Source organism: Pseudomonas sp. LBUM1646, from assembly GCF_059716165.1.
This window is the reverse complement of the sequence record NZ_CP166810.1, coordinates 2,557,212-2,571,265: the sequence shown is the minus strand read 5'-3', so window position 1 is coordinate 2,571,265 and position 14,054 is coordinate 2,557,212. Positions and strand designations below refer to the sequence as shown.

General features: G+C 62.5%; 9 protein-coding genes. 5 read left to right on the top strand and 4 right to left on the bottom strand.

Annotated elements, in window-relative coordinates; translation table 11 throughout:
• Positions 1-26 precede the first annotated feature (26 nt).
• The gene (gene mnxG, locus ACA071_RS11805) at positions 27-5,840 is read right to left on the bottom strand and encodes a manganese-oxidizing multicopper oxidase MnxG (protein ID WP_497644470.1); all 5,814 of its coding nucleotides are present in this window, start codon (positions 5,838-5,840) and stop codon (positions 27-29) included.
• Between the two features lie 362 nt (positions 5,841-6,202).
• Positions 6,203-6,811, bottom strand: a complete 609-nt coding sequence (locus tag ACA071_RS11800) for a lytic transglycosylase domain-containing protein (RefSeq protein WP_497644469.1) — start codon at positions 6,809-6,811, stop codon at positions 6,203-6,205.
• 197 nt (positions 6,812-7,008) lie between these two features.
• On the opposite strand from ACA071_RS11800, the gene gspG reads away from it, so the two are divergent.
• The 3 genes from gspG to ACA071_RS11785 all read left to right on the top strand — a co-directional run bounded on the left by gspG (position 7,009) and on the right by ACA071_RS11785 (position 9,453).
• A complete protein-coding gene (gene gspG, locus ACA071_RS11795; protein ID WP_497644467.1) occupies positions 7,009-7,443 on the top strand; it encodes a type II secretion system major pseudopilin GspG in 435 nt (144 codons plus the stop codon).
• A gap of 14 nt (positions 7,444-7,457) precedes the next feature.
• On the top strand, positions 7,458-8,645 hold the full coding sequence (locus ACA071_RS11790; RefSeq protein WP_497644466.1) for a type II secretion system F family protein: 1,188 nt from the start codon (positions 7,458-7,460) through the stop codon (positions 8,643-8,645).
• Between the two features lie 151 nt (positions 8,646-8,796).
• Positions 8,797-9,453: a hypothetical protein gene (locus ACA071_RS11785; RefSeq protein ID WP_497644465.1), complete on the top strand. Its 657-nt coding sequence runs from the start codon at positions 8,797-8,799 to the stop codon at positions 9,451-9,453.
• A 40-nt stretch (positions 9,454-9,493) separates the two neighbouring features.
• Here the strand turns inward: ACA071_RS11785 and ACA071_RS11780 are convergent, their stop codons facing one another.
• On the bottom strand, positions 9,494-10,384 hold the full coding sequence (locus ACA071_RS11780) for a LysR family transcriptional regulator (RefSeq protein ID WP_497644464.1): 891 nt from the start codon (positions 10,382-10,384) through the stop codon (positions 9,494-9,496).
• Positions 10,385-10,531: 147 nt separating this feature from the next.
• On the opposite strand from ACA071_RS11780, the gene ACA071_RS11775 reads away from it, so the two are divergent.
• A complete protein-coding gene (locus ACA071_RS11775; RefSeq protein ID WP_497644463.1) occupies positions 10,532-11,551 on the top strand; it encodes an alpha/beta hydrolase in 1,020 nt (339 codons plus the stop codon).
• A gap of 195 nt (positions 11,552-11,746) precedes the next feature.
• Entirely contained in the window at positions 11,747-13,174 is a 1,428-nt protein-coding gene (locus ACA071_RS11770) for a mechanosensitive ion channel domain-containing protein (RefSeq protein WP_497644462.1), read from the top strand.
• 232 nt (positions 13,175-13,406) lie between these two features.
• Here the strand turns inward: ACA071_RS11770 and ycaC are convergent, their stop codons facing one another.
• Complete coding sequence (ycaC, locus tag ACA071_RS11765; protein ID WP_123513827.1) at positions 13,407-14,033, bottom strand: isochorismate family cysteine hydrolase YcaC; 627 nt, start codon at positions 14,031-14,033, stop codon at positions 13,407-13,409.
• Between the last annotated feature and the right edge of the window lie 21 nt (positions 14,034-14,054).

Here is a 14,054-nt window from a genome sequence, read left to right as displayed (position 1 = left end):
CAGGTTTTTCGTCACCCGTACTACCGCTACGGGGCCGGGGCCGGTTCGGGTTCGTTGGTCACCCGCAGCAACCCCCACAACCCGGCGGTGTTGCCGTAGGCGGCGTAGTCGCGGAACAGGTAGTCGCCCGGTATCGCATTGCTGCCCCCGGCGCTCGGGTGCATGAAGCTGAAGTGCGCCGCCGGCAAGATGCTTTCGTGGGCGCCGATGTACATCGACATCGGGTTGTAGCCGAACCGCACCGAGCCCACCCCCGGTGTACCCATCGGATAACCACCGGTATCGCTCTTCTCCGACTGGAACGGATTGACCGACCAGACGTGCCCGTCGAGCTGGAACGTCGAACCCCGGCTGCCACCGGTCGGCATCAGGATGTGGGTGCGGAACGGCTGTCCCGGTTTCACATACAGCACCGGCGTCTGCGGATCGCCGCCCACCAGCGCGTTGCTGTAGGCCATGTGCGCGTTGGGCACGTCGCCGTAACCGTTGCCGTCGGCGTGACCGAATGGCGCGTCCGGCGCCAGGCCGAAGCGGTACCACAGCGGTTCGGTCTTGTAGTTGATCGCCATGCTCGAGTTGTCCTGCGGATCGGTCGGTACACCGGCCTCCGAGGCAATACCTTCCACTGGACGACCATTGGCCCAGCGCATGTTCAGCGCCTTCTGCCAGACCATCGCAAAGTCGCGATAGATGGTCTGCCCAGGGGCGGTGACCGTTGCCGACGCCTTGCGTGTGTCGTCAACCCAGGTGGCGCCGATCGGCAGGATGCTCATTGCGCCACCCAAGCCTTTCTGCGGTTGTTTGATGACGTCCGCCGGGGTGAAATTCAACCCGCCGAACTCCACTGCCGTGGCGTTGATGTTGTCGACGCTGCGGCCCAGTTGCGAGACCGGTTTGCCTTCGCGTTCCAGGTGCCCGGCGTAGTACTGATAGGTACGGGTCGGGTACGCACCGGTGTTACCAACACGTGGCGGCACGGTCTGGATCGGATTGGTGCCAACGTTGGTCCCGTCGGATTTGGTGATGTCATAAGCCAGCAGTTGCGCATGCAGACCCACCGTGCTGGATGGCCGCATCAGGTTGTTGCTGAAGGTCGTCGAGCCTTCGCCACCGTTGCGATCACGCTTGACCATCCCCATCACCGAGGCCGTCTGGGCCAGGTCCGGCATCACGCTGGGCAGACGGTTTTCCAGGGTAATGTTGATGCAGTCACCCGCAGCGGCGCGCAGTACCAGCGGTTCGACAGGCACACCGGGCTTGAGCTTGCCGGTGACCGGATCGAGGTCGGCCTTGCGCACATACAAGATCGCGGTCGGGTCATGTAACGGCCCGCTTTGCCCGCCGATGGTGAAGGTCGTCCCATCCTCGGGGTCGTTCACCGTGACCTGCGGAATGCTTACCGCCCGCGAGTTGTACACCAAGGTGCCGCCCGCCGGATTCAAGGGCCCGCCGACATGTTGTCCGAGCCCCGCCGGATCAGCCATGGACAGGTTCAGCGGGTTGCCGAGAATGTTGTTGGCCAGCGCCGCGACCACTTCATAGTTGCGTTGCACGGTCGGCCGGGTGCCGATGCCATTGGGGTTGGCGCCGATCCGTGGGCAACTGCCGTCGAACGCTACGGTGTTGCGCATGCCGGTCGGTTTGGCGTTGTTAGGCAGTGCAAACAGGTCGTTGCGCTGGGCTGTGTAGTTGCGCATCACGCCCCAGATCCCGCTCCAGTAACCTTCCAGGGAGGCGTCCATCGAGTACAAATAATCACCCGTGGTCGCTGCCGAACTGGAGAGCATCGAGACCGGCGCAATAAAGCCCATCTGTTCGGAGATCCCGATCATCTGCGACGAGCGCCAGCCGGAGTTGGAGCTGTTGCCGAACCCGGAGCCGCTTTGCAGCCACTTCACGCCATGCAGGGTCACGTTGTGCTCTTCTTCGTGGCCGCCGGCATGTACCCGCAGCCGCACGTTGTCACCGGTGTAGGTGCGCAGCATCGGGGTGAACGGGTCACCCGGTTCGGCGCCGCCGCGGTTGATGTGCGGCGGGAACAGTGTGGTGCCGCCGGTCGGGCCGATCGCTGCGGTGACCAGGTTAGGTGCCAGGTTCATCGCCGGGATGGCGCGGTCGGTGCGGCTTTGCATGGCATACGCCAGGTCGCCACCCAGGCCATCGGCCTGCATGCCGCGCTTGCCGTCCGGACCGACCTTGTTCGGGTCGTACACCCGCAGGGCCAGTGGTTCGTTGCGGTAATTGACCACGAACATGCCCGGGTCATCGACCGAGATCGCTTGCGGGCAAGGTCGGCTTGGGCAGCCGGGCGTCAGTCCACCGCGGGCTTCGACCACCTGCTCAAGCAGGGTCGCGGCTTCCTTGCGCACTGGCGGGTTGATCGCGTAGCGAAAGCTGTCAGCCGTGGCCGGGAACGCTTGTGGGTTAGGGACACCATTCGGGCCGGCGCCGACATACACACCGGCTTCATAGGCGTGCTGGAAGTCGCTGTATTCGAGGAAGAACTCACGGAAGCTGTCGTTCTTGCCGTCACCGTCCAAGTCACCGGTGGACACCACCGCTTGCCACGACGTCGGCCCGCCATCCTGCCGCGCACCGCTGTACAACGGCTCGCCGGTTTCGGCGTGAAACCAGGTGGAACCGGCCGGTTCCGCCAGCACCGTGGCGTACAGGCCAATCTGCTGGTGAGTCGATGGGCCGAGGTGGTCGTGGGTGAAGATGGTCCCCAGGCCACGATCAACACCTTTGGTGTTCACCACCGGATCGACAAACCAGCGCTGCATCGCCGTGCGCGCCCCCACCCAGTCGGCCCGGCCGTATTGGCCGAAGTACGGGTGTGCCTTGGCTTTCGGGCAGGCCGGCGTGCCGTCGCGCGGGTCGGTGCCTTCGCATTGGTTGAACTCACGAATCGCGTGAATGCGCTCTTGCACCGCACCAGGGGAAAGCACGCCGTCTTCGTAGTTCCAGCCGTTGGCCGAACCGTCGGCAGACACCATGTCCCACTTCGGCAGGTGAATGTGCTGGCCGATCACGTCGGTCGGCGTGCGCACCTGATAGTCGTCCATCTCATAGACGGCTGGCACCAGGTTGGTTTGTTGGTACTGCACACAGTCAAAGGTGTTCATACGCATCACCAAAGGCTCTGGCGGACGCTGTTTGGTGATGACCGGCCAGGCGTCTTCCCAGAGGGCGAGGATGCGTGCTTGCGGGAAGTGGTAGCCGACCTTGTTGTACACCGCGTCGAACTGGATGTTCGCGGCTTTATAGATGCGCGGACGGTCGGCGGTGAAGGTCGAGGAACCGGTGAAGGACATGCCGTCCATGCGTTCGCCGCTGGCAAACTCACCGGTACCGGCGCTGGCGGTCAGGCGTTTTTGCCGGTCGTCCATGCACGGTTCGTAGTACGGCGCACCGGCGATCGGCAACGCGCCATTGGTGCGGAAAGCCTTCGCCACAATCTGATTACCTGGCAGCAGCGCGAAGCTCGGGTGATCCTTTTTCGCGTGGAAGGCCATGGCCGCCTGTTCGACTTCGGTGCCCTCTTCCGGCATGTAGATCGGCTTGGCCCGAGTCACTTCCTTGGAAAAATCCAGGGACGTGGTCACGGTGTGCGCCAGGCCACCGGAGGAGAAACCATCCAGGGAATGCCGGCCCAGACCACCGTCCCAACCGCCGGACTGCGCCGGGTCGAGATTGGCCCACAAGGCCTTGCCGCTGGTCTTCAAGGTCTGTGCCTTGGCGGCGTCGAGCATGTCCAGCGGTGGTGTTGGCGGACGTTGGCCGACCGAACTTTCCATGCCGCCGATCCAGAACGGATAGCCAGGGTTTTTCAGGCTGCCGTCGGCATTGCGGTTGGCTTCGCTGCGATCCACCAAGGCCAGGGAGCCGATGGCTTGAGCACCGCCACTATGGTGTTCGCCGTCGTCGTCACCCTCATCGTCGTCATCGTCAGCCACCAGGGTTTCGCCGATTTTCGGCACCACGGCGACTTTGCCTGGCATTGGCGCCATGGCTTTGCCGGGCAACGGCACCACTGCTGGAATCGGCGTCCCGGCGACAATTTCGCCATCGGGCAAGGCCCGCGCGCCCGCTGCCGGTTTACCGCTGCGCAAGGCATACGGTTCGCTGTGATAACCGTCGGCGCCCTGTTGGGAGACCTCCAGTTTGGTGCCTTCTTCGAACACATCGTGCACCCGCCACATGCTCCACATGCCCTGGGCGAAGTGCGGATAGAAGTGGCAGTGATAGATCGCATCGCCGGCCACGCGGTTGCGGTTGCCCGAACCACCGTTGGCGATTTCGTAGGTGTAGCCGGCGCCCGGTCCAATGCCCTGGGCGTCTACATAATCGGAGTTGTCATCATTGGGGTTGAACAGCCACTGATGCCCGTGCAGGTGGAAGATATGCTGCTCGTGGCCGTTGTGGGTGTTGCGGAATTTGACGAAATCACCGATGTAACTGTGGTTGACGTTGGCCGGCTCGGACGGGTACAGCGCCATGGTCGCCTTGACCCCGACCTGATCGGCGCGCGGCGTTTCGCCGGGGCGAATGTTTTCCAGACCGACGTTGGCCGGTACGTCCACCAGCATCGCCACGTCACCCACGGTGTGGGAGCTGAGGAAGAATTCTTCATAGGCGCAGGACAGGCAATCGTGCATCGGCCCGACGCCCAAACGGTTGGCGACCACCTCGGCGCCCATGCCGCCGGAGCCGTAGTTGATCATGAACGAGTCGCGGGTCGGCTCCAGCACGTGGGCCATCACCGGGTCCGCCCAATACGCGGGAAAGGCTTGGGTGGCAGCGGTTTCATCCTGGAACTGCGAAGCAAAATCGCGGAACGGTTCCAGCCGATTCGGGATCGCCGGGTTGCGTTTGCCGATGGCTTCCAGCGGATAGGTCGAGGGCGGGAAGCTGCCGTCGGCGTTGCTGCCCATCACGATCGCATCGCTCTCGCTGGAAATGATTTCGTTGCCGTCGACCATGCTGATGATCGGCGTGCCGGCCTTGCCTTCACGGATCCAAGGTTCGCGCTGCGGGTAGCGCGCCTGGTAATCGACAATCGGCTGACCGGCGGGGGTGCGGCCGCTGCTGGCCAGGCGCATTTCTTCTTCGGTGACGGTGTTGCGATAGGCGCGGCCGCCCTTGGGCACCACCACCACTTCGCCGAACAAACCGTTGGCGACGTTGCCTGCATCACCCTCACCACCGAAAGTCGCGCCACGACTGCTGGCGGCAAACGCGCCTTCGCGCTCGGCGTACAAGGTGTAGGAACGGGTGGCGCCAGGGGCGATCAAGGTGTTGGCGTTGCGCCCGGTATAGGAGGCGATGTCGTCGATGCTGTTGACCGCTTGCAGGCCATTGACCTGGAAGCCGACGTGGCGGTCGGTGACTTGCTCATCGACCTTGAAGTTGCCTTCGTTGCCAATGTCTACTTCACCCTCAATTTCACCCACCCCCCCGCTTTCGTGGCTGCCGGGATTGGCCTGATAGGCCAGCAGGTTTTGCAGATTTATGGTCAGGCAATCACCGGCGGCAACGCGCAGCACCAGCGGCCGCGGACGCTTGTCGGGACGCAGCGACACCTTGCCTGGCACCGCCGAACCACCCAGGGCCAGGGAGCGGTCATGGTCATCCACCACATCGCGGCGCAGGGCGAACATCATGCCGTTGGCGTTTTGCGCGCCGAGGCGGTTGAACATCAGCGGCTGGTCAAGCGCCACGACGTTGGCCACCAGGTTGCGCTCGCATCGCACGGCGGCTTCGGCCAGCTGCAGGCCAAACATCGGCGCTAAAAACAGCAGCAGGTTAACCAAATGACGGACGTGGGATATACCGGTCATGATCACAGGCCTCGCTGTGGGTGCTCACAGGAATAATTCTCGACAAGTACGATCAAGCAATCTACATGCCATGATTAATTTGTTTATTTATCAATTGCTTACAGTTACGAGTTAATCGTTATGGGGAAATAACCCACCCCCATTCCCCACTTTCCAGGCCCCGTAGCAGCTGTCGAGCCCCAGCGAGGCTGCGTTCGGCGGCGAAGCCTTCGTGAGATCAGGCGGCGCGGTGCATCAAGTCAACCGTGTGCGTAGGGTTTGCGACGGCTTCGCCGCCGAACGCAGCCTCGCTGGGGCTCGGCAACTGCTACGGGGCCCCCGGTTTGCCCCACATTTGGGGCAACCTGCCCCACCACCGCCGATCACAGCGGCGCATCCACGGCCAGCCCCTGCAAGCGCCGGTACTGGCGCAACACGCTGGGCACATAACGCTGGGTTTCGGCGAACGGCGGGATCACCCCGCCACGGCTGAGCACCGCTTGCGGCCCGGCGTTATAAGCCGCGACGGCAAGGCTGATGTCGTTGTCGAACAGGGTCATCAGGCGCTTAAGGTAACGGGCGCCGCCCTGGATGTTGGCCTTGGGGTCATAGACGTCCGTCACCCCCAGCTCGCGGGCGGTGTCGGGCATCAATTGCATCAGCCCTCCGGCGCCTTTGGCCGACGTCGCGTCGGCGTCGTAACGGGACTCAGCCTGAATCACCGCGTGCAGCAGCGCCGCCGGCAAATGATTGGCCGTGGCGGCCGCCGAGACCAGCTCGGCATAGGGCTGGCGGGCGATCATCTGTGGTTGCTGATCCATGCTCAATTGGACGGATTCGGGCTCGTGAATCACCCGTTCGTAGTGCCGTCCGGGGCGGTGGACATTGGACAAAACGTAGCTGCCCTTGGCGTCCATGGAAACGAAGACATCGGCCTGGGCGACGCTGGTCAGCAGCAGCGTGCCGAGCAGTCCTGCGGTGAGCGCTTTCATGTTTCATACCTCCCCTGGCCGGCCCCGAAAAACGGGGCTTATGCCCCAATGGCCGGTAGTCAATCAGCCATACGCAAGCACTGTGCCGTCGGCGCCAAGGCCCGTATTACGTGGGGTTCAGCTCGATCTCCAGGCGTGAGCATGGCAATTGCATAAGCCCTGATAGCGACCCTGCTGCCCACTGGATTGAGGTCATCATGAATCAGCGTCCATGTTCCGCCCCGCGCCCTCAACGCGGGTTTACGTTGCTCGAACTGTTGGTGGTGTTGGTGGTGCTGGGGTTGTTGGCCGGCATCGTCGCGCCGAAGTATTTCGCCCAGTTGGGGCGCTCGGAAGTGAAGGTCGCCAAGGCGCAGATCGAAGGCCTGAGCAAGGCCTTGGATCTGTACCGGCTGGAGGTCGGTCACTACCCGTCCACCGAACAGGGTTTGCAGGCGCTGGTCACCGCGCCCAGCGATGAAACCCGCTGGACCGGCCCCTACTTGCAGAAAAAACTGCCCCAGGACCCGTGGGGTCGTAGTTACGCCTACCGCTACCCCGGCGAAAACAGCGAGTACGACCTGCTGTCGATGGGCAAGGATGGCCAACCCGGCGGCGAAGGCGAAAACGCTGAAGTCACCAACTGGCAATGACTGGAGCGACGCCCATGCGCTTTCATCTCAAGGCTGTCGGCAAGGCTGGCGTGGTCTCGATGACCGTCGAAGCCCCCGGTCACAGCGAAGCCCGACGCATCGTCGAAGACCAGGGTTTGCGCGTGGTCAGCCTGCACGTCGAACGGCACTGGCGGGCGTTGCGCCTGCGTCAGCGCGAGACCTTCAATCTGGTGTTGTTCAGCCAGGAACTGACCACGCTGCTCAACGCCGGCCTGCCGTTGATCGATGCGCTGGAAAGCCTGGCGGAAAAGGAAAGCGCGCCCCAGGCCCGCAAAACCCTGAGCGAACTGGTACGCCTGCTGTATGAAGGCAAGTCGTTCTCCCAGGCGTTGGGCCAGTTGTCGGCGGTGTTCCCGCCGCTCTACGTGGCGCTGGTGCAATCCAGCGAGAAGACCGGCGCCGTGGGCGAGGCGCTGGGCCGTTACGTCAGCTATCGCCAGCGCATGGACGAGGTGCGCCAGAAGATCGTCAGCGCCTCGATCTATCCGATGCTGTTGCTGATTGTCGGCGGTGGCGTGGTGCTGTTCCTGATGGGCTACGTGGTGCCGCGCTTCAGCCTGGTGTTCGAAGGCCTCGGTTCGAACCTGCCCTGGATGTCGCAGATCCTGATGAGCTGCGGCATGTTCCTCCACACGCACCAGGTGGAATTTTTCGGCACGCTGACGGCAATCATCGTCGCCCTCGCCTTCCTCCAGCGCCAACCGGCCTTTCGCCGGGGCGTGGACCGCTTGATCGAAAAACTGCCGGCGGTGCATCAGCGAATCTTTATGTACGAGTTGGCACGCTTCTATCGTTCCCTGGGGATTCTGCTGCAAGGCGGCATCCCGCTCGTCACCGCCATGGGCATGGTCCGCGGCCTGCTCACCGTGGCCTCGCGCCTGCGTCTGGACCAGGCCTGCGAACGAGTGCGCGAAGGGCAATCGCTGTCCACCGCGCTGGAACTCAATCACCTGGTGACCCCGGTATCCCTGCGCCTGCTGCGTGCAGGCGAGCAGTCCGGCAACCTCGGGCAAATGATGGAACGCAGCGCCGACTTCTACGACGAAGAAATCAGCCGCTGGCTCGAGTGGTTCGTGCGCTTGTTCGAACCGCTGCTGATGACCTTCATCGGCCTGCTGATCGGGGTCATCGTGATCCTGATGTACATGCCGATCTTCGAACTGGCCTCCAGCATCCACTGACCCCTCTGGAACGGGGTCCAGCGGTACGTTGCGCTGTTCATCGACGGGACAACCGAATAAATCAGCACGATGACGTGTTTACCCACTGAATAAGGCAGCACGTTGCATTGTTCATCAACGTTCCAATCTGAATAAGAAGACGGAGAACGACATGCACATCAACAAGCTTTTACTGGCAGTAGCGATTGGCGCAGTTCTGTCGGCGTCGACCATTTTGATTCCGGACAGCCTGTCCGGTGTATCGAGCGCACAGGCCAAGGAAGGCGGGAGTGGTGGCAGCGGAGGGGGTGGCGGCAATGGCGGTGGTCATGGCGGAAGCGGGGGCGGCGGTGGAGGAAGCGGCGGCGGGGGCAATGGCGGTGGGCACGGAGGAAGCGGTGGCGGCAATGGTGGAGGCGGTGGCAGCGGCAATGGAGGCGGTCACGGCGGCAGTGGCAGTGGCGGCAGCGGTGGTAACGGCAGCGGTCACAGCGGCAGCGGACACTCTGGGGATGCGGCGTCTTCCGGGCGCAATGGCACCCATGCGGAGCCGGGGGATGATCATGGGGTTCATCGGGCCGGTGAAGTAGGCGATGACCATGGCGTCCATCGCGCGGGTGAAGTGGGCGACGACCACGGTGTGCATCGTGCCGGTGACGTGGGCGACGACCACGGTGTGCATCGTGCCGGTGAAATAGGCGACGACCACGGTGTGCATCGTGCCGGTGAAGTGGGCGATGACCATGGCGTTCACACTGCCGGCCAAGTGGCCGACGATCACGGCGTTCACGTCGGTGGCGAACCCGGAGATGACAAACGGGTTAACTGACACGCCAACATCCCCTGTAGGAGCGAAGCAAGCTTCGCTCCTACAAAGGGTGGTGATCCAATCGCTCACGCAAAAACTCGATAAACGCCTGCACCGGTCGCGACCCTTGGCGATGCTGCGGGTACACCGCCGACAACGTCAGCGGTTGCGGTCGAAAATCCTCCAGAACCGGTACCAGCCGCCCATCCTTCAGCGCCGCACCGACGATGAACGTCGGCAGGTACGTAATCCCCATCCCGGCAATCGCCGCATCCTTGAGCAATTCCCCATTATTGACCCGCATCCGCCCGGTGACGTTGACGGTCAGCGGTTTGCCTTGCCCTTCAAACCGCCATTGCACCTGACGCCCATGCCCATAGGGCAGGCAGTCATGGTTGAGCAGGTCTTCGGGTTTGGCCGGCGTGCCGCGCTCGGCGAGGTAAGCCGGGCTGGCGCAATAAACGCGCTGGATCGAGGCGATGCGCCGGGCGATCAGGGTCGAGTCTTCCAGCACGCCGATGCGCAGCGCCAGGTCGTAGCCTTCACCGAGCAAATCCACCGGCCGGTCGCTGAGGTCCACTTCCACGGTGACGTCGCGATAGCGCTGCAAAAACACCGGCAGCAGACAACCCAAATGTGCCAATGCAAACGACAGCGGCGCGCTCAGGCGAATGGTGCCGCGGGGCTCTGTGGTCTGGCCGGCGATGCCCTGCTCCACCTGCTCGACTTCGCTGAGCAGGCGTAACGCGGATTCGTAATAACTCTGGCCCAGGGGCGTCACGTCCAGCCGCCGGGTCGAGCGATTGAGCAAACGCACGCCGAGGCGTTCTTCGAGCTGCATCAAGCGACGGCTGACGAACTGCTTGGACAGGCCCAGTTGATCGGCGGCGGCGGTGAAGCTGCCGGAGTCCATGACCTGGCAAAAAATACGCATATCTTCGAACGGGTTCATTGTCACGCCCTGGTTGACAGTCAAACACTTTATAGCCGCTTTTTCCGTTTATGGCATCCCATTAATCTGTGTCCATGGTGCAGCGAATAGCCGCTGCTCCGGAATCCGAACCCGAATTCGAATACACAATTAAAAAGGATTTACGCCATGAACATCGTCAAGAAAACCCTGACCGCTTCCCTCCTCGCCCTTGCCGTTGGCAACGCCTTCGCTGCCGGCAGCCCAGGCGTCGAACACAACACCCAGGCCTTCCTTGAAGCCCTCGCTGCGGGCGGTGGCAAACCCCTTGAACAGCTGAGCCCGAAGGATGCCCGTGCGGTGCTGACCGGTGCGCAGAACTCGGTAAAAGTGGACTTGTCGGGTGTGGAAGTCAGCGAGCGTTCGATCAAGGTTGGCGAGCAAAGCATCAACCTGAAAATCGTCCGACCAGCCAAGGTCAAGGGTGAGTTGCCGGTGTTCATGTTCTTCCACGGTGGCGGCTGGGTGCTGGGTGACTATCCGACTCACCAACGCTTGATTCATGACCTGGTGGTGGGCTCCGGCGCGGTGGCGGTGTATGTCGATTACACCCCATCGCCAGAAGCGCAATACCCGACCGCGATCAACCAGGCCTATGCCGCCACCCGTTGGGTCGCCGAGCACGGCAAGGAGATCGGCGTCGATGGCAAGCACCTGGCGGTGGCCGGTAATAGCGTCGGCGGCAACATGGCGGCGGTCGTGGCGTTGATGGCCAAGGAACAGAAGACCCCGGCCCTGCGCTTCCAGTTGCTGATGTGGCCGGTGACCAATGCGCAGTTCGACACTGGCTCGTACCAGCAATTTGCCGAAGGGCACTTCCTGACCAAGGGCATGATGAATTGGTTCTGGGACAACTACACCACCAACGCCAGCGAGCGGGCGCAGATCCATGCCTCGCCGTTGCAGGCCAGTGCCGAACAGCTCAAAGGCTTACCGGCGGCGCTGGTGCAGACCGCCGAGTTCGACGTGCTGCGTGACGAAGGCGAGGCCTACGCCCGTCACCTGGATGCGGCCGGCGTGCCGGTGACGGCGGTGCGATACAACGGGATGATTCATGACTTTGGGCTGTTGAATCCTCTGAGTCAGATTCCGGAAGTGAAGGCGGCGGTTCGGCAGGCGGCGTTGGAGTTGAAGACGCATTTGAACTGAGCCAGATCCCTGTAGCAGCTGCCGAGCACCGCGAGGCAGCGTTCGGCGGCGAAGCCGTCGTCAATCCGGCCACCTCGGTTTACCTGATACACCGCAGTGTCTGGTTTTACGACGGCTTCGCCGCCGAACGCTGCCTCGCGGTGCTCGACAGCTGCTACGGGGCCGGATGCGATCTTACTTTCAGCGGAGTTCTCCATGTCCCTCATCTACGACCACCCCCTCTCCTGGAGCGCCCTGCTGCTGGTGATCGACGCCCTGCTTTGGCACCTCGCCCCGTTCAAGCACCGCGTCACCCGCATCGGCCTGCGCCTGGCGCTGTTCCTGATCTTCAGCGCGGTGATCATCAATGCTGGCGTCAGCCCGTTACAGGCGCCGATATTTGCCGATGACCGCGTAGTGCAACTGGGGGCCACTGCGTTGGGGATCATCTGGTGGCTGTACGCCGCGCGGGTGCTCACCGAAGTCATCGGCCTGGTGCTGATGCGCCGCATCGGTCACAGCGGGCGCTTGCTGCAGGATGTCATCGGTGCGCTGGTGTTTCTGGTGGCCATCGTCGCGGCGGCCGGTTATGTGCTGGAGCTGCCAGTCAAAGGCTTGCTGGCGACGTCCGGGGTGGTGGCGATCGTGGTCGGTCTGGCGCTGCAAAGCACCTTGAGCGATGTGTTTTCGGGCATCGTGCTCAACACCACCAAGCCGTATCAGGTGGATGACTTTGTGGTGATCGACGGCGTGGAAGGCAAGGTGCTGGACATCGACTGGCGCGCCACCCATCTGCTCACCAGCGCCGGCACCACGGCGGTGGTGCCGAACTCGGTGGCGGCCAAGGCGAAGATCGTCAACCTGAGCCGCCCGAGCAACCTGCACGGGGTGTCGATCAGCATTCAAGTGCCCAACCACATTCGCCCGCGTCGGGTGCTGGATGCGCTGGATCGCACGCTTCAGGGCAGCAGCACGTTGCTGCTGAATCCGGCGCCCAAAGCAGTGTTGAAAGAAGCCGGCGAAACCATGTCCGAGTACGTGGCCAGCGGCTTTATCGCTGAGCTGGGGAAAAAGGGTGAAGTGCGTAATCAACTGTTCGACCTGGCCCATCGGCATCTGGAAGCGGCAGGTATTTCCCGGCAACTGGATGGCGTGATCGAACCTTCGACCCGGGCACGGGCGTTGCTGGATGAAGTGAAAATCTTTCGCTCATTGAGCGAAGACGAACGCGATCGACTGGCCCAGGCGATGGTGCCCCAGCAGTATGCGGCGGGTCAGGTGGTGCTGGAGTTGAATGAAGTACCGGACAGTCTGTTCGTCATCGCCACTGGCGTAGTCAGTGCCACCGTGCCGGACGGCAGCGAGCACACCGAAGCCGGGCGCATGGGGCCGAGCGAGGTCATGGGTGAACAGAGCATCCTCACCGACACACCGTCCCAGGCCTGCTTCACGGCGCTGACGTCGTGCATCATTTATCGGATCGACAAGTCCCTGACCCGAGATTGCATGGAGCAGCGTGGCGAGGTCGGACGGGCATTGAATAAATTGCAGGCGGTGCGGCAGCAGAACAGTCGATTGGCGTTGATGGCTCAGCCGGTGCCGGTCAAGAAAGGAGGTTTTCTGGGGTGGCTGCAAAGCCGCTGATGCACAGATAGAGCCAGGCCTTGTGTAGCAGCTGTCGAGCACCGCGAGGCAGCGTTCGGCGGCGAAGCCGTCGCCAATCCTGCCTCCGCGTTTTACCTGAAACACCGCGGCGTCCGGTTTTGCGACGGCTTCGCCGTCGAACGCTGCCTCGCGGTGCTCGACAGCTGCTACAAAGGTTTGCATCAGGCAAGAAAATGCCCGCACATTGGCGGGCATTTTTTTGCGACGAGACTTACTTCGCCGTCAACACCGAATAGCTGTTCATCAAGTTGCGATAGTTCGGAATACGCGGCGACAGCAGATTCGCCAGGCCTTCCATGTCGTTGCGCCAGTCGCCTTGCAGCTCGCAGGCCACCGAGAACCAGTTCACCAGTTGTGCACCGGCCGCCGACATCCGTGCCCACGCGGCTTGTTGCACGGTTTCGTTGAAGGTGCCCGACGCATCGGTGACCACGAACACTTCAAAACCTTCAGCCAGGGCCGACAAGGTCGGGAACGTCACGCAAACATCAGTCACCACACCGGCAATGATCAACTGCTTGCGGCCAGTGGCTTTGACGGCTTTGACGAAGTCTTCGTTGTCCCAGGCGTTGATCTGGCCTGGACGCGGGATGTACGGCGCGTCCGGGAACAGTTCTTTGAGCTCCGGCACCATCGGGCCGTTCGGGCCGTTTTCGAAACTGGTGGTGAGGATGGTCGGCAGCTTGAAGAACTTGGCCAGGTCCGCGAGGGCCAGCACGTTGTTCTTGAATTCGTTGGGCGAGAAATCCTGCACCAGCGAAATCAGGCCGGTCTGGTGGTCAACCAACAGTACAACGGCGTCGTCTTTGTTCAGGCGTTTGTACGGAACGTTGCTCATGTGAAACTCCTCGGTAGTGGG